The sequence below is a fragment of the Halalkalibacterium ligniniphilum genome, assembly GCF_000334155.1.
Lineage (GTDB): Bacteria > Bacillota > Bacilli > Bacillales > Bacillaceae_D > Halalkalibacterium > Halalkalibacterium ligniniphilum.
The window spans coordinates 1-20,663 of record NZ_ANNK01000048.1; the positions used below are offsets into that span (position 1 = coordinate 1).

Genomic DNA, 20,663 nt, shown 5'->3' on the forward strand with positions numbered 1-20,663 from the left:
AGTCGGAAAACTTGCATCTCAAGAGACAAAGGTAGATATTATTGTTACACCCTTTGTGACCATTATGACTGGCTTTTTGACCGCTAGCCTTATTGGTCCAATCATTCAAACAGGGATGACAGGCTTTGGTGAAATTATTATGTGGGCAACAGAGCTCCGTCCCATATTAATGGGAATTGTCGTTGCAACATTAATGGGGCTTGCTCTTACTGCACCGATTTCAAGCGCGGCGATTGCGTTTATGCTTGGCCTTGAAGGCATTGCGGCTGGGGCAGCAACGGTCGGTTGTGCTGCTCAAATGATTGGATTTGCCGTTAGTAGCTTTCGAGAAAATCGTTGGGCTGGCTTGCTTTCGATTGGAATTGGGACGTCCATGCTCCAAGTACCAAATATTATAAAAAACCCCCTGATTTTAGTTCCACCGACGGTTGCAGGAATCATTTTAGCACCATTTGCGACAGTCATCTTTGGGATGACGAATAATCCTGCTGGTGCAGGGATGGGAACGAGTGGCCTTGTCGGTCAAATCATGACGTTCACTGACATGGGGTTCTCGGCGAACGTAGCATGGTCTGTTTTTCTTCTGCATTTCCTAGGCCCTGCAATCATCAGTTTGCTCCTCTCTGAATGGTTTCGGAAAAAAGGGTGGATTCGCTTCGGTGATATGAAAATTGAACAATCATAACGATGAGAAAGGATGCGGTTGTGAAAATGAAAAATTTAGAATCAATGGAGCAGTTTCAGCAAGTAACGAAAGAAGAGGATGCTGTCCTAATGTTTTCTGCAGGCTGGTGTCCAGATTGCCGCGTCATTGAACCTGTTTTGCCAGAAATCGAAAGTGCTTTTCCACAGTTTACTTTTTATTACGTCGATCGTGACGAATTTATTGATTTATGTAGAGAATTAGACGTTTTTGGGATTCCGAGCTTTCTTGTCTACAAAAATGGACAAGAGGTGGACCGATTTGTCAGTAAGGACCGAAAGACGAAAGAAGAAATTGAGCAGTTTTTATCAAACGCAGCGACAAAATAAGTGGTAGAGAGCGTCCAAAACGGGTGCTCTTTTTTTCTGTGAAAAGGGACAGAATGACAAAGCTAGAAGCGTGTCGCTTACATCCCTTCATTAAAAGGGTCCTCAGTTTCATCCAAGTGTGAAGGGCGATCCGTTCATGCAGGGTACTGTAAAAAGGTCATTCGTTCATCAAGAGTTTTGTGAGAGACGGCAGCGTTATCCGTTTGGTTGCATAAAAAGAACATGTTAAACTAAGGATATCCAAAGATAGTAGGAGGAAAAACCAATGGAAGTAAGAGAATTACGTCGGATACTCGAACAGCGCTTAGAACGCGATGAGTGGCAGTTGACGTATGACCATAAAGAATCAACCCTTCGCATTGAAGATAAAAAGCAAAAAAAAGGGATGACGATTGCGTTAAAGCCGTTGGCGGCAAAAGTAGAACAGCAAAAGGAAGCAGCCATTGATGAGACCGTTCGTTACATTGAAGTAGGCATGGAAGCCATGGTGAAGTCTGTTACGGTAAAAGGAAAAGAAAAAACGGTTTTTCCTGTCATTCGTGCAACGTCTTTTCCAACGGAGACACCTGATGGGAAGCCATTAATATATGATGAACACACGGCAGAAACCCGTGTTTATTATTCCGTGGACTTTGGAAATTCCTATTCCCTCATCAATGAAGAACTCATAGAAAAAGAAGGCTTAACGGCAAAAGAGATCCGTGAAATGGCTTTATTTAATGTGCGTTCTTTGCCTCAGCATCTGAAAGAGGATACGGTAGCCGGAAATACGTTCTATTTTTTGAACACAAATGATGGCTACGATGCGAGCCGCATTTTAGACGAGTCGCTCCTTGAAAAAATGGCAAAAAAAGCAGAAGGACAATTAGCGGTTGCCGTCCCTCACCAGGATGTCTTACTGTTTGCTGACATTGTCAACGAACGTGGCTATGATGTTCTTGCCCAGGTTGCGTTTCAATTTTACAGTCAAGGTCGCATTCCGATTACAGCCTTACCTTTTCTATATGAGGATGGTGAATTAGAACCAACCTTTATTCTTGCTCAACGAAAACCAAAACAGTCGTAATCTCTTTCTATGGAAAAGGGGACGGAGCTTCAGTTCAAGTCGATAAGACAACGAAGCCTTTCGCTCACACCACCTTTATTGAAATCTGAGGACTCGTTTTCATTCAAGTGTGAAGAGCGAGCCTCTCATGAGTGATTTTGTGGTACAATAGAGGTCGAAACTGATGATTACTGGATGAAAAAAGGAGTTAAAAATGAACGTTTTTTACAATCGACAAGGGATAGGTGATACCCTCATCCTTGCCTTAGGTGATGTCTCACAAGAAGATCGCTCATTTGAAAAAAAGGGTGATGTCGTCCGAATTTATGACCAGAAAACAAGGCAAACAGTTGGTTATAACCTTTTTAATGCGAGTACGTATGGTGAGATAGATGGTCATGGACCAATCGAAGCAACAGATGAAATCTTGAATTTAATCCACACTATTTTTGATGAAAATGGTGTGGAAGAGAAGCTTCAAGCGGATTTGTCTCCTAAGTTTGTTGTGGGCTTTGTGGAAGAAAAAGAGAAGCACCCAAATGCAGACAAGCTAAGCGTCTGTCAGGTAAATGTAGGCGATCAAACGTTACAAATTGTTTGTGGTGCTCCGAATGTGGAAGCTGGACAAAAGGTTGTTGTCGCATTGGAAGGTGCGGTGATGCCAAGTGGTCTAGTCATAAAAAAAACAGTTTTAAGAGGTGTCGACTCTACTGGAATGATTTGCTCTGCAAAAGAGTTGAATTTAGCAAATGCCCCTCAGGAAAAAGGGATCCTTGTCTTAGAAGAGGATCGAGTCATAGGGGAAGCATTCCTTTTAAATTAAAAAGTGTTTATTCTAATTGTTTGATTCCGATTGAGTATTCGTTTGGTCTAACGTTCTAAGGTTGGGGACTTTTAGGATGTTGAAATTCTTCAATCTAGAACAAAAGAATGACCAATGAACCACTAGTTAAACTAGTGGTTTTTCTGCTGAAAGAGGAATTGAAGGAAACGATGATGAAAATGTACTAGTATAGAAAGCAGGTGAAAACGTTGGGAACATTTTTGCGTTGGTTGGAGCGAATCCAGCAATTGTTTTTAGGAAGAGAAGAAGAGGAACCAATGACTCGTTCTTCACGTTCTCAATCAATTTCCAAACGTTCTAGACAATATGGAAGGTTACATACGGAGGAACGAAAAGTAGAGTCGAAGGTGATTCATCAATACCCAAAACCAGGGAAATTCCGGTTTCCTTTAATTGAAGATGAAGCACCTCCTATCGCTAGACAATCTAAGTCAAAGAAAAGAAGGGAAGAATCACCCGAAGCAGAGAGAGAAACGAAGCCAGTAGCAATAACAGAAAAAAGTGATACAACAGAAGGACGAGAAGAGGTAAAGAAGGAGCGATTTAATAACCCGCATTTCAAACCATCCTCCATTCCTTCACCGATTTATGGTTTTAAGGATGGAAAAGGTGGACCAAGACGAACCATTGATTTGCTAACTACGAAACCGTCTGATTTATCACTGCTTAATCCTTCCTCTATTGCCGACCAAGAATTATTAGGAAATGTCGTGCCTTTCCGTGTTGAAGAAAGAAAACGTATGGAGCGCAAAATACCACGTAAACTAGACGAACGTAAGACAAGGGAAGAGGAGAGCCTTATCCGTGACAAGCATACGGGTGAGCGGTTGGAAAAAGGGAAAACGGTAACAGAGACGTCTAGAGACGGCCATCGACGCGAAGAAGGGCAAGAGAATGATGTGGATATAAATATGGAGCATGTGGCTGAAGAAAGCTACAGCTTGAAAACGGAGCTGGAGCTTCCTACTCAGGATGTAAGTGAGGGTGTAGAAGTAGAGGAAGAGTCAGCACAAGCCACAGCAGAAGAACTGCAAGAACCGTCTGCATACGAAATGGAAGAGGTTTGGCAGAAAGAAGGTCTCCAGTCTATAATCGAACAGGAATCGCTCGCTGCGGACGTGAATGAGAACGATTCAACCGAGGAAGAATCAACACAAGCTAATGAATGGGACAATCAAGAGCAGGTTGAGGTTGCAGCATACAATGATGAGCAGAGTCCTCCGGTCATAAAGAGAAGCGAGACGTTTGAAAACGAAGGCGGACAAGCTGATCAGGATTTTGAATGGGAAAAGAATGGTGTTTCCACACCTGAGAGCTGTGAGAAAGAGGCAGAAAGTCAAGCTATTGCTCAAATCGACGAACAAGCAGACGATGCAATCATGGTCTCATCAGGCAACCGTATGGGGGCGGAAGATAGAAATGAACAAATTGACCATGCAGAGGGAGCTACTGAAAGTGAGCAAGTGGCTGCAACTATTGATAATGTGGGAATGGAACAAGCTGAGCAGACAACGACAGGGGAAGAGAAGACTAGAAGCAATGTAGTCAAAGAAAAAGAAGTGGAAGAAAAAACGCCAGAAAGAAAGACCTCCATTCCATTTAATGTGTTGATGCTGCCACAAGATCGGGCAAGCCAGAAGCGGGTCACACATCAGACTAAAAATGAGGAAAAAAACTACCAATTTCCTAGCATCCAACTTCTTCATTATCCTGAAAAAGCAGAAGAGGATGACAGTGAGTGGCTCGATGAACAAGCATTATTGTTAGAAGAGACGCTACAAAGCTTTAATGTCGATGCAAAGGTCGTTAATGTTACAAAAGGACCTTCTGTCACTCGATTTGAGATTCAACCAGCCCGTGGAGTAAAGGTCAATAAAATAACAGGACTAACGGATGATATTAAGCTTTCGTTGGCAGCGAAAGATATACGAATTGAAGCTCCGATTCCAGGGAAAAATACGATTGGCATTGAAGTTCCTAACCGTGTATCTTCACCTGTAATGCTTCGTGAAATTTTGCGGAGAGATGTGTTTCTAAAGCCAAGATCACCTTTAACGGTTGCCTTAGGGCTAGATATTTCTGGACAGCCTGTAGTGACTGATTTAAATAAAATGCCTCATGGACTCGTTGCCGGGGCAACAGGTTCTGGTAAAAGTGTTTGTATCAATTCTATTTTGATTAGCCTGCTTTATAAAGCGAGACCAGAAGAGGTTAAGCTAATGCTGATTGACCCGAAAATGGTTGAGCTTGCACCGTATAATGACCTTCCTCATCTTGTTACACCTGTCATAACGGATGCAAAGCAAGCAACGGCTGCGTTAAAATGGGTGGTTGGCGAAATGGAACGACGGTATGAGCTGTTTAGCCAAAATGGCGTCCGAGATTTAGCTCGTTACAACGATCTTTATTCAGAGTCAGTGGAGAAGCCTGCTTTGCCATATATTCTTGTGGTGATTGATGAATTGGCTGATTTAATGATGGTCTCGCCACAGGAGGTAGAGGATTCTATTTGCCGAATCGCACAAAAAGCCCGTGCCTGTGGAATCCATCTCCTCTTGGCTACACAGCGACCTTCTGTTGATGTAATTACTGGTTTGATTAAAGCAAATATCCCAACTCGTATTGCTTTTTCAGTATCCTCACAGACTGATTCAAGAACGATTTTAGACATGAACGGTGCGGAACGTTTACTTGGTCAAGGAGATATGCTGTTCCACGCTAATGGTTCAGCAAAGCCAATACGTGTTCAAGGAACGTTCGTCTCTGATGAGGAAATTGAACATATTATTGCCCATGTAAAAAAACAGCAGCCACCAAATTATCTTTTAGAGAACGAGCAGCTAGTAAGAGCTCAGGAGCACTTCGATCAAGAGGATGAATTATTTGATGAGGCTTGCCTTCATGTGATTGAACAAGGCTCAGCTTCTGCCTCCAGCTTGCAACGCCGCTTCAGAGTTGGGTACAATCGCGCCGCTCGGTTGATTGATATGATGGAGGCGCAAGGGGTCGTATCTGAAGCAATGGGAAGTAAGCCCCGACATGTTTTAATCGATGAGATTGAATTTCAAGAGCGTTTTCTTTTAGGTCATGAGGACTGATTTTTCTTTCTTGTAATCTTTAGGAAGGTTTTATATGATAGATGTTAGATTTATCGAAAAACAGACTAACGTCCTATCAATGGTTACCCGAGATAAAAAATAAGCGAAAACTAGAACGTTTCTAGCTAGCAACGCCAATCCGCTCGAGAGCTTATACTCGAGCGAGGCGTACGCTTTCATAGGGTATGCTCAATGAACAGTCACACTAAGGGATGAAAACAAGGAGTCAAGGCTGGACATGAAAGAAATCGAATTAAAAATGCAAGGGAAAATCAAACGATTAACAAATAAGACGTTTAAATTTGACGAGCGAATCCGTGAAGGTTGGTTTTCTGCTGTTTATTTTCTAAAAACAAGGAAGATCGTGGAAACGTTTAAAAAGGATAACATTGTTACAATGCAGTTTTTTCAAAAAGAAGAAGCGATCCTTTGTGGAACCGATGAAGTGATTGCTTTAATTAAGACGTTTGCTAAAAATCCAGAGGAGCTTGAAATCCGTTCTCTTAAAGACGGTGATAAAATCAAGCCTTATGAATCGGTTTTAACGATTACAGGTCCTTATCAGAATTTTGGATTTTTAGAAGGCATTATTGATGGGATATTTGCGAGACGGACTTCTGTTGCAACAAATGTCTATAATGTCGTAAAAGCTGCGAGGCTGTCAGGAAAACAAAAACCGATTATATTCATGGGGGACCGTGATGATCATTTTACGCAGCAATCTGGGGACGGCTATGCCTCTTACATTGGTGGCTCTACGGCTCAAGCAACACACGCCATGAATGAGTGGTGGGGCAAAGAAGGAATGGGAACGATGCCTCATGCGTTGATTCAGCTGTTTCAAGGTGACGTGGTTGCTGCTACACATGCATACAGGGAAATGTATCCAGAGGATGATTTAATGACACTTGTGGATTACAATAATGATGTGATCACAGATTCACTAAAAGTCGCCCGTGAGTTCGGAGAAGACTTAAAGGGTGTTCGTGTCGATACATCGAGAACGATGGTGGATCAATATTTCTGTCGTCAACCAGAAGTGATGGGAGATTTTGATCCTAGAGGAGCGAATCCGACTTTATTGTTTGCCCTCCGTGAAGCCCTTGATGCGGAAGGATTTCATCATGTGAAAATCATCGCAACAGGCGGTTTTAATGCAGAACGCATCGCTGAATACGAGAAAAAAGGAGTGCCTGTTGATATTTATGGTGTCGGCAGTAGCTTATTAAAAATTCACATTGGCTTTACTGGGGATAACGTGTTACTAAACGGCGAGCATGAAGCAAAAGCAGGGAGAAGATATCGCGAAAACCCTCGTTTAGAGCTTGTTGAATAAAAAATGAGTCATTCGTCCACCTTTCTCATTCAGGTGGATGTTTTCATGTCTATTGTGTCGTCATCGCGATAAGAAATTAGACATGTTTCTGCTTTTAGGTCTAGTGAAGCGCAAGAGAATTTGTTATTATGGGCAAATGCTGTGCTATTCTTACTGTCGGCACATATACTAATCAAGGAAGTTTAGTCACTATGCAAATTTGTGTTCAAGGTGTTTTCTGTTATAATATATCAAGAATTAAACATGCCAATTGATTTTTCATTCATTTAGAAGAGAAAGTCTGACTACATAGAGACATTGGACGCGGTTGAAACCATGAGAAGTATGGAGGTCCAACAATGACAACATTTCATTTTATCGGAATTAAAGGTTCGGGTATGAGTGCGTTAGCACAAGTGCTCCATGATATGAACTATCACGTACAAGGTTCGGATGTGGAGAAACAATTCTTCACACAAAAGCCTCTTGAAGAAAAAGGAATTTCTATTTTGCCTTTTAATCGTGAAAATATCCAAAAAGACCAGGAGATTATTGTTTCTGCTGCTTATTCAGATGAGCATGAAGAAGTAGCAAAAGCAAAAGAGCTGGGGCTAGAAGTACAAAAATATCCACAGTTCCTAGGCGATTTTATTCAACGTTTTACAAGCATTGCGATTACTGGTTCTCATGGGAAAACGTCAACAACTGGTTTGTTATCTCATGTGCTCGATTCCGCTTATCCGACCTCTTATCTGATTGGGGACGGAACAGGAAAAGGGGAAGCAGACAGCAAATATTTTGTATTCGAAGCTTGTGAATACCGTCGTCATTTTTTAAATTACAGACCAGATTACTGCATCATGACGAACATTGACTTTGATCATCCTGATTATTTCAAAAATGTGGAAGATGTGTTTTCTGCGTTTCAGGAGATGGCTATGCAGGTAAAGAAAGCGATTGTCGCTTGTGGTGACGATGAGTACCTTCAAGGCATTCATGCGAACGTACCTGTTGTCTATTATGGCTACGGCGAAGACAATGATTTTCAAGCACGTAATGTGAGTGTAACAGCAGAAGGCACGAAATTTGATGTATATGTGCGAAATAATTTTTATGGAACGTTTGTCATTCCTGGATTCGGAAAGCATAATGTTCTTAACGCTTTAGCGGTTATCGCCCTTTGTCATTACGAAAATGTGCCTGTAGAAGTATTAGAAAATCATTTAAAAACGTTCCCAGGTGTGAAGCGTCGCTTTAGCGAGAAAAAGCTTGGAGCGCAAGTGCTGATCGATGATTACGCTCATCACCCAACGGAAATTGCCGCAACCATTGAGGCAACGAAGCAAAAATATCCTAGTAAGCAGGTTGTGGCGATTTTTCAACCCCATACATTTACGAGAACAAAGGCGTTTCTAAATGAATTTGCCGATGCACTCAAGCAAGCTGACAGTGTCTATTTATGTGATATTTTCGGTTCAGCCCGTGAAAATAGTGGGAATTTAACGATTGAGGACTTACAATCACTCATTCCAGGTGCGATTGTTTTACCTGAAGAGGATATTATGTCATTAAAGAGCCATGAAGAAGGTATTTTGCTTTTTATGGGCGCAGGAGATATTCAAAAATTTCAACGTGCTTATGAGCAATCACTCGCCTAATGTCAAAAGGACCTGTCGATGAAGACAGGTCCTTTTCATGATCATTTTAAGTTCTCAGGATTTAATGCTTCAAGCTCTGGAATGACAAAACGACCATCTTTGCGAATAAGAACATCATCAAAATAAATCTCCCCACCACCATACTCTGGACGTTGGATCATAACGATGTCCCAATGAATGGCGGACTGATTTCCGTTCCAGGCGTCCTCATAGGATTGACCTGGGGTGAAATGGAAGCTTCCATCAATTTTTTCATCAAACAAGATATCCTTCATTGGGTGCTGAATATATGGATTTACCCCAATGGCAAATTCGCCAATATAACGTGCTCCTTCATCTGTATCTAATATATGGTTGATGCGCTCATCGTCGTTGGATGTAGCACTCACAATTTTTCCGTTCTCAAATGTAAAAGAAATACGCTCAAACGTAAAACCTTGATATGGAGAAGACGTGTTGTATGTAATCGTCCCATTCACAGAATCTCTCACAGGAGCCGTATACACCTCTCCATCTGGAATGTTCATATGGCCAGCACATTTGATGGCTGGAATATCTTTGATCGAGAAGATGAGGTCTGTTCCAGGTCCTTTAAGCTGGACTTTATCTGTGCGATTCATTAAATCGACAAGGGCATCCATCGCTTTATCCATTTTGCTATAATCCAAATTACAAACATTAAAATAGAAGTCCTCAAAGCCTTCCGTGCTCATGTTTGCAAGCTGAGCCATGGATGAGCTTGGATAACGTAACACCACCCACTTTGTTTTTGGCACACGAATTTCTCGGTGAACTTTTGTGCCAACCGTTTTTCCATGTAGGGCCATTTTTTCTCCAGGAACATCGGATAGCTCTGAAATGTTATCACCTGCGCGTAAACCGATATAGGCATCCATCTCTCTCATCACATTTGCTTCAAACTTAGCGGTTAACTGAAGCTGCTCTTCAGATGCCCCCATTAAAAGTGAGCGATCGACTTGATGGTCTTTCAGTAAGACAAAAGGCTGTCCTCCTACTTTATAGGTTTCTTGAACAAGAGCCGTAACAAGTTCTCGCTGCAGTCCAAAATTTTCAATAAGCACCTTTTCACCTTTTTGAAGGTTTACGGAATAGCGAATAAGGTTTCTAGCTAGTGTCTCAATTCGCGGATCTCTCATAAAAAAATACCTCCTTAAGTTCATCTTTCCTATTGTATATGATTTGCTAAAAACTTAATAGTCAAGGAAGATAAATGCACAAAGCTAGCATCTTTTCTCGAAAAATTATAAAATTAGAATAAGTTTCTGTTTTAAAAATCGAAAAATTGGGTAAGTAAATAGTGTTGAGGAGGTGGAGTAGCGAGAATGGAAATTCTTTTATACGTAAGCGCAGCGATCATTGCAGTGGCCTTTGCTATATTAGTTGGTTTTTTTGTGAAAACATTAAAGTCTACAACACGAACCCTTGACCATGTGGCGAACACAATGGCAGGTTTAGAAAAGCAAATGACGGGAATTACAAAGGAAACAGAAGAACTTTTACATAGGACCAATCGATTAGCTGATGACATTCAGCAAAAATCAGAATCTCTCAATACGGTTTTTCAATCTGTAAAAGAGATTGGAGACTCTGTTCAGCAGGTCAATCGCTCATTACGGCAAGTGTCAGAGCGTGTTGTACTTCAAACAGAACGTCAATCTGAACAAATTGCCCAAGCTGTTCAGTGGGGAAATGTAGCGATTGATCTTTATACAAAATTCAAAGAAAAAACAAAGAGAAACAGACAGTTTAATGACATAAAGGAGGAGAAATAACATGGCAGAAATGAATACGAAGGATTTCTTAATTGGTACATTAATAGGTGGGCTTGTTGGGGCATCGGCTGCGCTTTTACTAGCACCGAAGTCTGGAAAAGAGCTTCGTACAGACCTAAACGAACAAGCGCTGCTTGCTCGTGAAAAGACGAGTCAGTTTACGTCTAATGCTTACGAAAAAGGGAATGAATGGGCTACTTATGCAAAAGAAAAGTCTGCAAATTTAGCAAAAGCAGTGAACGAACAATCTCATCAAGTGATTGATAAAGTAAAAGATGTAACAGCATTGACACAAGAAGAAGCCGAAAATATTAAGGAATCAGCGGAGGATCTTACTGCTGAAGTAAAAGAATCAGGCGAAAAAATTGTCGAAAATGTAAAAAAAGAAGTGGATGAGATTCAAGCGAATTTAGAGGATGAAAAAGTGAAGAATTAATCAATGCTTAAAACAGCCCTCCTAAAGGGGGCTGTTTTTGCTTGGCTTTTCAACAAGCGTCATTTCAATTCGATCCCCATGAATAAGAGGGGCTTGAAAGGAGATATCTTTTCCGTTTTTTCGGAATGTCACCGACTGATAACGTGAAGGGGCAAGATCGACTTCGATGAATTGAAACAATTCTTGAAATAAAAAGGGCTCCGCTTCTTTTTCCTTCAAAATTAATTCTTCTCCTCTTGAAAGGCTTGAGCTTAAGTTAAGCTTTTTCTCATGATTCCATACTTCAACAAGGCTTTTTTCAAGCGTCACAGGTTCTCCGTTAAAGGTAACTGTAATATTGATGCTTTTTTGCATGTTCATCTGCTCAAGCAGTGTAGATACCGTTGGTTTTTGTTTTGCTTCTGTGTCGTAGTTAATCGCATCATACGCTTGAACGGTTGCATTTAGATTGACGGTCTTGCCATTTTTTGTTAGCGAGGGATTCGCTTGATGTAGGTCAATTTGTCTGCCATTAACAAAAACATAAAATGGTTTCAACTCATTATCCATAATACCGACATGAGCGAATAATTCAGCAATGGTGGCAGGGAGCTTTACGTTAATTTCGTCACGCTCGCAAATTGGCTCTTTTAACGTTGCAGGTTGATTGTTTCGGTAAATTTCCCCACGAATCACGTATTCTTTATCATTAATGTAGACCGTATAGGATGGAAGATCCTCTACTAGATCTCCGATCAAAGGCTGAGCTTTTTTTCCATCTTCACCTCGAACCGCTTCAATGTGGTCATTCGCCTCAAGCTTTGCATCTAAGGTTGTTGGTTCACCGTTTTTTAACAATTTTGGTGGTTGACCATACTCGCCAGGAATCGTAATTAACCGTCCTTGAAAGGTAACCATCATCGCCATACCGGGTTTTCCGTAAAGCTTAGCCACTTCTACTCCAGCAGCTAAAAGGCCGTCCCCCACTGTAAGTGTTTTTACATCAAACAAACGCTGTATTTGCCCATTGACCTCAATGCTAATGTACTCAATGGGATTCTCTTTTGCAGTAATCGCAATGCCAATCGGCGTTACAAGCTCTGGTCCTGTCTGGCTAGGCAAGCTAGCTAGTGTTTTGATAGCGTCAATACCGCGAATGGCTACGCGATTTGCAGGAAGCTGGAGAGCATCTGCAATTGAGGCAGTGAGCTCTGGTGTCATGCTCCCTCCTCCTACAAGCATCACTGCTTTCGGTGCCTTACCATTTAGGGCAAGGATTTCTTCAGTAATGGATGAAGCAAGGTGTTTGATGGCAGGCTGTATGGGAGTCAAAATCTCTTCCTTTGCATACATTGTTTCAAAACCGAGAATATCATGAACCACGATTTGCTCAGCACTTCCTAACTGTCTTTTTACACGTTCAGCATCAGGAAAGTCGAGTAAAAAGTGATCACTAATTGCTTCGGTAATTTCATCACCTGCAACAGGTACCATGCCATAGGCCGTTACAGCTCCTTCATCGGTAATAGCAATATCAGATGTGCCTGCGCCAATGTCAACAAGTGCTACATTTAACCGACGCATGGATGGAGGAATGAGTACATTAATGGCAGCAATCGGCTCTAACGTTAAGGCTTCAAGCTCCAGGTTTGCTCGGGAAAGTGCAGCAAGGAGAGATTCAACAACGACCTTGGGAAGGAACGTCGCAATGACCTCAACGGAAACAGATTGTCCTGTTTGGTCAAGTAAGCTACCAATCTCCTCTCCATCCAATCGGTAGGAAAGGACGGAGTAACCGACACAATAATAATGGAGTGTATTTGTCTCATCTTCCTCTTGGGCAAGTTCAAATTGAGCTTTTTGGACGGCACTTAATTCAAGATGTAATAAATCGTCACGTTCAAACATCGGTTTGTTATCGATATTCAAATGGAAGGAAGATCGCTTTGTTTTTAATGAGCGACCAGCAGCTGCAACACATACTCTTTTTAAAGGGCCGTGCTTCTTCTCGAGTGCTTCTTTTACTTGTTGAATAACTGCAGCAACGGCAGGAACGTTATGAATTTGTCCATCTAGCATTGAACGTTGGTCATGTTCGATGATTTCAACATCCACAAGCTCATAAAGACCTTGACTTTTGTTTAATAATAAGCCAACAACAGAGCGCGTCCCAATATCTAAGGCAAAGACAGGTGAAACGGTTTCTACTGACATGAACGAACACCTACTTATAAAAAATGATAGATTATAATTAGTTTATCGGATTCGTCAGTATTCGTCATTAATCCAATGCGTAAACTTGTTGTGGATAGGAAATTAAAAATTTTTAAATCCTAAGTAAATCTCTGTAACAATTGAAAAATCAACAAAAAATACTTTAGTACTTAAAAGCGTCTAATCAATAAAGAAAAAGTTCGTGACATTCGTTTTTCTTTCGTTTATAATTATCCTTAATTGAAAGAAGCAGAAAACAAGGAGTGGAGCATAGTGAGTAATGAACAGTTAGATGTATTGAGAGATAAGCTAGATGATGTGAACTTAAAGCTTCTCGAATTAATTAATGAGCGGGCAGCACTTGTACAAGAAATTGGACAATTAAAAAGCAAGCAAGGTGTGAACCGTTTCGATCCAGTACGTGAACGAAACATGCTAAACCATATTGCTGAACATAATAAAGGGCCGTTTGAAACATCAACGCTCCAACATTTATTCAAAGAAATCTTTAAGGCAAGTTTAGAACTTCAAGAAGAAGATAATAGTAAAGCTTTACTTGTTTCCAGAAAGAAGCATCCTGAGGATACAATCGTTGATCTTAAAGGGGAAAAAGTTGGGGATGGTACACAGCGTCTGATTTTAGGACCTTGTGCAGTAGAGAGCTACGAGCAGGTTGCGACGGTGGCAAAAGCATTAAAAGAGCGTGGCTTAAAGCTTATGCGTGGCGGTGCTTACAAACCGAGAACCTCTCCTTATGATTTCCAAGGGTTAGGTCTTGAAGGCCTTAAAATTTTGAAGCAAGTGGCTCAAGAATATGACATGGCTGTTATTAGTGAAATTGTGAGCCCTGCTGATATTGAAGAAGCTCTTGATTACATTGATGTGATTCAGATCGGTGCTCGTAACATGCAGAACTTTGAACTATTGAAGGCTGCAGGGGCTGTAAATAAACCAGTTCTTCTGAAGCGTGGTTTATCTGCAACCATTTCAGAGTTCATCCATGCGGCTGAGTACATTGTCTCAAAAGGAAACGGGCAAATTATGCTTTGTGAGCGCGGAATTCGCACATACGAAAAAGCGACAAGAAATACGCTTGATATTTCAGCTGTTCCAATCCTTAAGCAAGAGACACATTTACCTGTCTTAGTTGACGTAACTCATTCAACTGGACGTAGAGATTTACTATTACCGACTGCAAAAGCAGCGCTTGCAATTGGCGCAGATGCTGTCATGGCAGAAGTGCATCCTGATCCAGCAGTAGCTCTTTCTGATTCAGCGCAGCAAATGGACATCGACCAGTTCAATCAGTTTGTTGATGAACTATTAGCGTCAGGCTTATATAAAGGGTAATACGCTAGTCAGCGTAAGCATGGCAACCTTTCATTGAATGAAACTTACAAAAAAGCTCTCCTTTAAAGGGGGGCTTTTTCATTCGTCGTATAAAGAGCAAGGATGAAAGGGAAAGAATAAAGAGACACATATATTTCGTAATAAGCAGCGCTAGGTTTAATTGAACAACCATTATGAAGGGTGAGAGAGGGAAAAGTTTGGGAAGTAAGAAAAGCTAAGGGCTCTGCCGAACTTCCGTCTTTGAAGGGAGGAAAGAGGACTTCGAAAAGAATGCACTCTTTAAAAAGAATCTGGCAGAGCCCAAGCTTTGAAACAGAGGTTTATAAGGTCTGAAAAAGAGCGCCCCTCCCCTATCATAAAGAGGGGAGGAAAAACAGCGGTCTGTTTTTCTTGAACAACCATTATGAAGGGTGAGAGAGGGAAAAGTTTGGGAAGTAAGAAAAGCTAAGGGCTCTGCCGAACTTCCGTCTTTGAAGGGAGGAAAGAGGACTTCGAAAAGAATGCACTCTTTAAAAAGAATCTGGCAGAGCCCAAGCTTTGAAACAGAGGTTTATAAGGTCTGAAAAAGAGCGCCCCTCCCCTATCATAAAGAGGGGAGGAAAAACAGCGGTCTGTTTTTCTCGAACAACCATTATGAAGGGTGAGAGAGGGAAAAGTTTGGGAAGTAAGAAAAGCTAAGGGCTCTGCCGAACTTCCGTCTTTGAAGGGAGGAAAGAGGACTTCGAAAAGAATGCACTCTTTAAAGAGAATCTGGCAGAGCCCAAGCTTTGAAACAGAGGTTTATAAGGTCTGAAAAAGAGCGCCCCTCCCCTATCATAAAGAGGGGAGGAAAAACAGCGGTCTGTTTTTCTCGAACAACCATTATGAAGGGTGAGAGAGGGAAAAGTTTGGGAAGTAAGAAAAGCTAAGGGCTCTGCCGAACTTCCGTCTTTGAAGGGAGGAAAGAGGACTTCGAAAAGAATGCACTCTTTAAAGAGAATCTGGCAGAGCCCAAGCTTTGAAACAGAGGTTTATAAGGTCTGAAAAAGAGCGCCCCTCCCCTATCATAAAGAGGGGAGGAAAAACAGCGGTCTGTTTTTCTCGAACAACCATTATGAAGGGTGAGAGAGGGAAAAGTTTGGGAAGTAAGAAAAGCTAAGGGCTCTGCCGAACTTCCGTCTTTGAAGGGAGGAAAGAGGACTTCGAAAAGAATGCACTCTTTAAAGAGAATCTGGCAGAGCCCAAGCTTTTCTAAATAAAAAAGGTGTGACACATTTTTGGCGGTATGGTATAAGTGGGGTAAAGCCATTGCGGACCTTATGATTGTATCGTATGATAACAATACACTAACTTGAATAAAAAGCTTTTAAATAGAGGAGGATCACATTGAATACAACGATTTATGATGTTGCAAGAGAAGCTGGTGTATCGATGGCAACGGTTTCCCGTGTTGTTAATGGGAACCCTAATGTTAAGCCAGCCACAAGGAAAAAAGTTCTTGAAGCGATCGATCGACTTGGATATCGGCCTAATGCGGTAGCCCGTGGCCTTGCAAGCAAACGAACAACAACCGTAGGCGTTATTATCCCTGACATATCAAGCATTTTCTTTGCAGAGCTTGCTCGAGGAATTGAAGACATTGCAACGATGTATAAATATAACATCATCCTTTGTAATTCAGACCAAAACAAGGACAAAGAAATTCATTTAATCAATACATTACTTGAAAAACAAGTAGATGGGATTGTCTTTATGGGTGGTCATATTACGGACGAGCATGTGGAGGAATTTAAGCGTTCTCCAGTACCTGTTGTATTGGCAGCAACCCTTGATGCGAACAAAGAGATTCCATCTGTTAACATTGATTATAAGCAAGCGGTTTATGATGCGGTTACATATTTACTGAAAAGTGGTCATGAACGAATAGGCATGTTGTCAGGTCCGTTAGACGACCCAATTAACGGGTACCAAAAATTTGCGGGCTATCGAGAAGCAGTTGAAGATGCGAAACTAGCCTTTGATGAATCCCTTATTGTCATTGGAGATTATACGTACGATTCTGGTATGGAAGCGATGGATACCTTTGCAAATTTAGAAAAACGGCCAACGGCTATTTTTGCATCCACGGATGAAATGGCTCTAGGTGTCATTCATGGTGCGCAAGATAAAGGCTTTAAGATTCCAGAGGATTTTGATGTTATCGGCTTTGACAATACACGCTTAGCGACGATGGTGCGGCCAACATTAACAACGGTCGTTCAACCAATGTATGATATCGGTGCAGTTTCAATGCGCCTGTTAACAAAATTAATGAACAAGGAAGAAGTATCAGAGCATGTTGTTGAGCTTCCTCACCGGATTGAATTTCGTCAATCAACAAAAGCATAACCTGCTCTTCTCATGACGATATTGAGTGCTAGTGTTACGAGCTAGTAACAATTAAGTAGAATTTCAATTGTGGCCTAGTATAAAAAGTGCAATGAGTTAACAGTAAACCCCCTGCATATTTGTCAGGGGGTGCTTTCATGATTTTTGACGAACAGCGATTAGGAATGAAGGAGGACTAGCTGCATTGAAAATTGGAATCATTGGGGCAATGAATGAAGAAATCGAACGAATTAAAATGGAAATGAGTGTGTCAACTAAAACGGAGAAGGCCTCGTTTGTTTTTTATGAGGGGATAATGCACGACCAGATAATTGTATTAGTTAAATCAGGTGTAGGGAAAGTAAATGCGGCTGTCGCTACACAAATTCTGATTGATACATACGAGGTGACACATTTGATTTTTACCGGTGTAGCTGGTGCCCTAGACCCCTCACTTGAAGTTGGGGATATTGTAATTTCTACAAGTGCGATGCAACATGATCTAGATGCTTCGCCACTTGGCTTTAAACAAGGGGAAGTACCTATGTTTGAACGTTCATCAGACTTTTTGGCCGATGAATCCCTTGTGAATTTGGCAGAACAGGCGGCAAAAAAGCAATCAACGCATCAGGTGTTAAAAGGCAGAATTTTAAGTGGAGACCAGTTTATTGCAAATCATAATAAGGTGCAAGAGCTCTATCAATTATTCGATGGAAAATGTGTAGAGATGGAAGGGGCAGCGGTGGCTCACGTTGCGACGCTTTCCTCGATTCCGTTTGTGATTATTCGTTCCATTTCTGATAAAGCAAACGGAGAAGCAACGATGAGCTTTACTACCTTTACCGATTTGGCAAGTGAGCGGTCCCATGTGATTGTTGACGACATGCTAAAGCATATGAAAAAAGCTTGAGTGCAACTCAAGCTTTTTTACTTCCGATGATAGAATGATTATTTCTCAGGTTATTTTTCCTTTTTTTTATGATTGCGTTTTCATTTCATGACGAATATGATATAAGGCTTTTTCAAGTGTCTTCATATTTTTTTCATTGATTTCAGCTCTTCTCGGAATCGTGGGGAGCGAGTCTTTAGGGTCGTGCCATGTTGAAATAAGTGGTTCTGGTGCGTGTGCTTGCCATTGATGGAGCCAGCTTTCAGGAAGAGCTCCTTCAGCCTTACTAAGTTGGTCGGTCATTTCTAGCCAAATCATCGCCCATGCTCGCGGGACGACTCGCCATATATCGTAACCACCGCCACCTACAGCGATCCAACGTCCGTCACAATATTCATGGGCTAGCTTATGGGCCAATCTAGGAATTTCATGATACGTACGTATGGAAGAACAGAGGTGCGTTAATGGATCATGAAAATGAGCATCAGCCCCGTTTTGCGTTAAAATCACATCAGGCTTAAAAAAATCAATGACTTCTCTGAAGGCTGTCTCATACAAGTGGAGGAATGAGTCATCTTCAGTAAAGGCGTCAATTGGCAGATTAATGGAAAACCCATAGCCTTCCCCCTGTCCCTTTTCGTTTACATTTCCGGTGCCAGGGAATAAATAACGACCGGTTTCGTGAATGCTAATTGTGCAAACATTTGGCTCGTCATAAAAGGCCCATTGCACACCGTCCCCATGATGGGCATCCGTGTCCACATACAGTATTCGAGCGCCGTATTTTTGTCGCATGTATTCGATTGCAATCGAGCTGTCATTGTAAATGCAAAAACCTGATGCTTTGCCGCGAAAGCCATGATGTAAGCCGCCACCCAAATGAACGGCGTGCTGAGCTTTGCCTTCCATGACCTGTTCGACAGCTGTCAGTGTACCACCTACTAGTAATGCAGCAGCCTCATGCATATTTGCAAACATTGGAGTATCATCGGTCCCTAAACCGAAATTTTGAGCAACTGCTTGACTGAGCTCTCCGCGACTGCCTGCTTTCACAGCATCAATAAAGGACGGATCATGAATAAGAGCTAGCTCTTCATCTGTAGCCATGCGTGGCAAAACAATGTCCTCATCTTGAATCGCATTCATTTTTTTTAATAGATCGAACGTTAGATTCAATCGCTGATGGTTAAAGGGGTGATTTTTGTTGAATTGATAAGCAAGCTGTTTTTCGGAGTAGATAAAGGCTGCTTTTTTCATAAAGACATCCCAGGCAATTTAGGTGCGAGCACTTCATAGCCTTCATACTCAATTTTTGAAATAAGTCCCCGTGGATCCATCGTCTGTACACGAAATGCAAGAATTTTATACGCACTGTCTTTGTCAGGATAGACAAGCACGCTCGTAATGTTGGTTCGCTCTTGTTTTAAGATGGCTGCAACATCTGCTAATTTTCCAGATATATTTTCAACTCGAACGTTTATTTGAGAGCTTGGTTGATGGACACCCATCAGTTCCACTAAAGTGTGCAAAATGTCCGTTTCAGTAAGAATGCCAACTAACTTTTCATTTTCAGTGATTGGAATGCAACCAATATGATTTTCATACATAAGCCAGGCCGCCTCGGCGACAAAATCCAAGGGATGAGCCGTTATCACTTCTCGCTGCATAATGGTTGTGACCGGCTTTTGGAAGTCTTCCTTATGCTCTTCAGCACGAAAAATAGATGGACTAGCATCACGTATATCACTTTCTGTCACGATGCCGACAATGTCCTCGTTATGGTTAATGATCGGAAGGTGGCGAATGCGATGCCGTTGTAATGTTTCAATCGCCTCTTGAATCGTGTTGCCTTCAGATAAGGTGATAACATTCCGACTCATAATTTCTTCAATAAGCACCTAAGAAACACTCCTCTCGTCAAAAGCATTGAAAATTAGTACATGAAGCGATTTTGAAAACGAAGCAGGTCGAACTTCTCAATGGAGTCTGGCTTGACTCGTTTTCCAATTCGGACCATCAAGCAGTTGGCTGGGTGAGAACAAATTTCAGGATCATCGGTAGCATACCATTCAAGTCCGCCAGCGTTCATCATCTTTTCCATAACTTTACGATAGGCCCATACATCTAATCCACTTCCTTTGAGATCCCAATGCCAATAATATTCAGTTGTAATAATAATGTAGTCTTCCATCGCATCATCTTTCATCGAAAAGCGAAGAAGGGTTTTACCTACCTGAGCACCACGGTATTCCTTTGCAATTTCTACGCCCCCTAGTTCAATGAGATCTTCCATTTTTCCTTCTGACCAACGTTCCATCGGATCGGGATAAAGGAATGTCACATAACCAACAACAGTATTTCCATCACGGACAACATTGATCCGCCCTTCTGGTAAATCAGCAATACCAACTAACGCTTTTTTCTGTTCTGCTGGGGGTCTAAAAGCAACAAGACCTTCATGAAAATCCAAGGAAGTAAGTTGTTCGCCTGTCAAAGGTCCTTCGATAATAAGCACCTTGCCACGAACTTCCAGTTCCATGGAATAATAGGTTTTCTTATGAATCATGTTTTTGTTGAACCACCTTTATTCAAGCTTCTTCTTTTAGTATACATGAATCCATTTACGTTAATGGCGGTTTTTAGCGAATTGCCACAAAATTAACG

Annotated in this window: 17 protein-coding genes; 12 read left to right on the plus strand and 5 right to left on the minus strand. The window is 41.6% G+C overall.

Annotated features, from left to right (window positions below; genetic code table 11):
• The 7 genes from BLT_RS0104090 to murC form a co-directional block, all read left to right on the plus strand.
• Positions 1 to 685: PTS transporter subunit IIC (locus BLT_RS0104090; protein WP_017726538.1), on the plus strand; the 685-nt coding region annotated here is incomplete at its 5' end.
• A 26-nt stretch (positions 686 to 711) separates the two neighbouring features.
• Positions 712 to 1,032 (plus strand): thioredoxin family protein, encoded by a 321-nt coding sequence (locus tag BLT_RS0104095; RefSeq protein ID WP_017726537.1) that lies wholly within the window; start codon positions 712 to 714, stop codon positions 1,030 to 1,032.
• 265 nt (positions 1,033 to 1,297) lie between these two features.
• Positions 1,298 to 2,098: a DUF1444 domain-containing protein gene (locus tag BLT_RS0104100; protein WP_017726539.1), complete on the plus strand. Its 801-nt coding sequence runs from the start codon at positions 1,298 to 1,300 to the stop codon at positions 2,096 to 2,098.
• A 193-nt stretch (positions 2,099 to 2,291) separates the two neighbouring features.
• Complete coding sequence (gene ytpR / locus BLT_RS0104105) at positions 2,292 to 2,900, plus strand: YtpR family tRNA-binding protein (protein WP_017726540.1); 609 nt, start codon at positions 2,292 to 2,294, stop codon at positions 2,898 to 2,900.
• 209 nt (positions 2,901 to 3,109) lie between these two features.
• Positions 3,110 to 6,019 carry a DNA translocase FtsK gene (locus BLT_RS0104110; RefSeq protein ID WP_017726541.1) on the plus strand — a complete coding sequence of 970 codons (2,910 nt, stop codon included), beginning with the start codon at positions 3,110 to 3,112 and terminating at the stop codon, positions 6,017 to 6,019.
• A 238-nt stretch (positions 6,020 to 6,257) separates the two neighbouring features.
• Entirely contained in the window at positions 6,258 to 7,355 is a 1,098-nt protein-coding gene (locus BLT_RS0104115) for a nicotinate phosphoribosyltransferase (protein WP_017726542.1), read from the plus strand.
• 338 nt (positions 7,356 to 7,693) lie between these two features.
• On the plus strand, positions 7,694 to 8,992 hold the full coding sequence (gene murC / locus BLT_RS0104120) for a UDP-N-acetylmuramate--L-alanine ligase (protein WP_017726543.1): 1,299 nt from the start codon (positions 7,694 to 7,696) through the stop codon (positions 8,990 to 8,992).
• A 41-nt stretch (positions 8,993 to 9,033) separates the two neighbouring features.
• Here murC and BLT_RS0104125 read toward each other — a convergent pair whose 3' ends face one another.
• The gene (locus BLT_RS0104125) at positions 9,034 to 10,149 is read right to left on the minus strand and encodes an aminopeptidase (RefSeq protein WP_017726544.1); all 1,116 of its coding nucleotides are present in this window, start codon (positions 10,147 to 10,149) and stop codon (positions 9,034 to 9,036) included.
• Between the two features lie 186 nt (positions 10,150 to 10,335).
• Here BLT_RS0104125 and BLT_RS0104130 point away from each other — a divergent pair, with 186 nt between their 5' ends.
• Together BLT_RS0104130 and BLT_RS0104135 are read left to right on the plus strand one after the other, a co-directional pair.
• Positions 10,336 to 10,785, plus strand: a complete 450-nt coding sequence (locus tag BLT_RS0104130) for a DUF948 domain-containing protein (RefSeq protein WP_017726545.1) — start codon at positions 10,336 to 10,338, stop codon at positions 10,783 to 10,785.
• Position 10,786: 1 nt separating this feature from the next.
• On the plus strand, positions 10,787 to 11,221 hold the full coding sequence (locus BLT_RS0104135; protein WP_017726546.1) for a YtxH domain-containing protein: 435 nt from the start codon (positions 10,787 to 10,789) through the stop codon (positions 11,219 to 11,221).
• Between the two features lie 21 nt (positions 11,222 to 11,242).
• Here the strand turns inward: BLT_RS0104135 and BLT_RS0104140 are convergent, their stop codons facing one another.
• Positions 11,243 to 13,414, minus strand: a complete 2,172-nt coding sequence (locus tag BLT_RS0104140; RefSeq protein ID WP_017726547.1) for a cell division protein FtsA — start codon at positions 13,412 to 13,414, stop codon at positions 11,243 to 11,245.
• 273 nt (positions 13,415 to 13,687) lie between these two features.
• Here BLT_RS0104140 and BLT_RS0104145 point away from each other — a divergent pair, with 273 nt between their 5' ends.
• From BLT_RS0104145 to BLT_RS0104155, 3 genes are all read left to right on the plus strand, one after another.
• Positions 13,688 to 14,764, plus strand: a complete 1,077-nt coding sequence (locus tag BLT_RS0104145) for a bifunctional 3-deoxy-7-phosphoheptulonate synthase/chorismate mutase (RefSeq protein ID WP_017726548.1) — start codon at positions 13,688 to 13,690, stop codon at positions 14,762 to 14,764.
• Positions 14,765 to 16,129: 1,365 nt separating this feature from the next.
• Positions 16,130 to 17,131: a catabolite control protein A gene (gene ccpA, locus BLT_RS0104150; RefSeq protein WP_017726549.1), complete on the plus strand. Its 1,002-nt coding sequence runs from the start codon at positions 16,130 to 16,132 to the stop codon at positions 17,129 to 17,131.
• Positions 17,132 to 17,315: 184 nt separating this feature from the next.
• Positions 17,316 to 18,020 (plus strand): 5'-methylthioadenosine/adenosylhomocysteine nucleosidase, encoded by a 705-nt coding sequence (locus BLT_RS0104155; protein WP_017726550.1) that lies wholly within the window; start codon positions 17,316 to 17,318, stop codon positions 18,018 to 18,020.
• A 66-nt stretch (positions 18,021 to 18,086) separates the two neighbouring features.
• On the opposite strand, the gene BLT_RS0104160 is transcribed toward BLT_RS0104155, so the two are convergent.
• The 3 genes from BLT_RS0104160 to BLT_RS0104170 are packed head-to-tail and all read right to left on the minus strand — an operon-like array spanning position 18,087 to position 20,565.
• Entirely contained in the window at positions 18,087 to 19,256 is a 1,170-nt protein-coding gene (locus BLT_RS0104160; RefSeq protein ID WP_017726551.1) for an acetoin utilization protein AcuC, read from the minus strand.
• The gene (locus tag BLT_RS0104165; protein ID WP_017726552.1) at positions 19,253 to 19,897 is read right to left on the minus strand and encodes an acetoin utilization AcuB family protein; all 645 of its coding nucleotides are present in this window, start codon (positions 19,895 to 19,897) and stop codon (positions 19,253 to 19,255) included. Before BLT_RS0104165 ends, BLT_RS0104160 begins: the two co-directional genes overlap by 4 nt.
• A gap of 35 nt (positions 19,898 to 19,932) precedes the next feature.
• The gene (locus BLT_RS0104170; protein WP_017726553.1) at positions 19,933 to 20,565 is read right to left on the minus strand and encodes a GNAT family N-acetyltransferase; all 633 of its coding nucleotides are present in this window, start codon (positions 20,563 to 20,565) and stop codon (positions 19,933 to 19,935) included.
• Between the last annotated feature and the right edge of the window lie 98 nt (positions 20,566 to 20,663).

Coding starts and splice junctions, on each gene's coding strand:
- BLT_RS0104095 (WP_017726537.1), top strand. CDS start 712: ATGAAAAATTTAGAATCAATGGAGCAGTTTCAGCAAGTAACGAAAGAA.
- BLT_RS0104100 (WP_017726539.1), top strand. CDS start 1,298: ATGGAAGTAAGAGAATTACGTCGGATACTCGAACAGCGCTTAGAACGC.
- ytpR (WP_017726540.1), top strand. CDS start 2,292: ATGAACGTTTTTTACAATCGACAAGGGATAGGTGATACCCTCATCCTT.
- BLT_RS0104115 (WP_017726542.1), top strand. CDS start 6,258: ATGAAAGAAATCGAATTAAAAATGCAAGGGAAAATCAAACGATTAACA.
- murC (WP_017726543.1), top strand. CDS start 7,694: ATGACAACATTTCATTTTATCGGAATTAAAGGTTCGGGTATGAGTGCG.
- BLT_RS0104125 (WP_017726544.1), bottom strand. CDS start 10,149: ATGAGAGATCCGCGAATTGAGACACTAGCTAGAAACCTTATTCGCTAT.
- BLT_RS0104130 (WP_017726545.1), top strand. CDS start 10,336: ATGGAAATTCTTTTATACGTAAGCGCAGCGATCATTGCAGTGGCCTTT.
- BLT_RS0104135 (WP_017726546.1), top strand. CDS start 10,787: ATGGCAGAAATGAATACGAAGGATTTCTTAATTGGTACATTAATAGGT.
- BLT_RS0104140 (WP_017726547.1), bottom strand. CDS start 13,414: ATGTCAGTAGAAACCGTTTCACCTGTCTTTGCCTTAGATATTGGGACG.
- BLT_RS0104160 (WP_017726551.1), bottom strand. CDS start 19,256: ATGAAAAAAGCAGCCTTTATCTACTCCGAAAAACAGCTTGCTTATCAA.
- BLT_RS0104170 (WP_017726553.1), bottom strand. CDS start 20,565: ATGATTCATAAGAAAACCTATTATTCCATGGAACTGGAAGTTCGTGGC.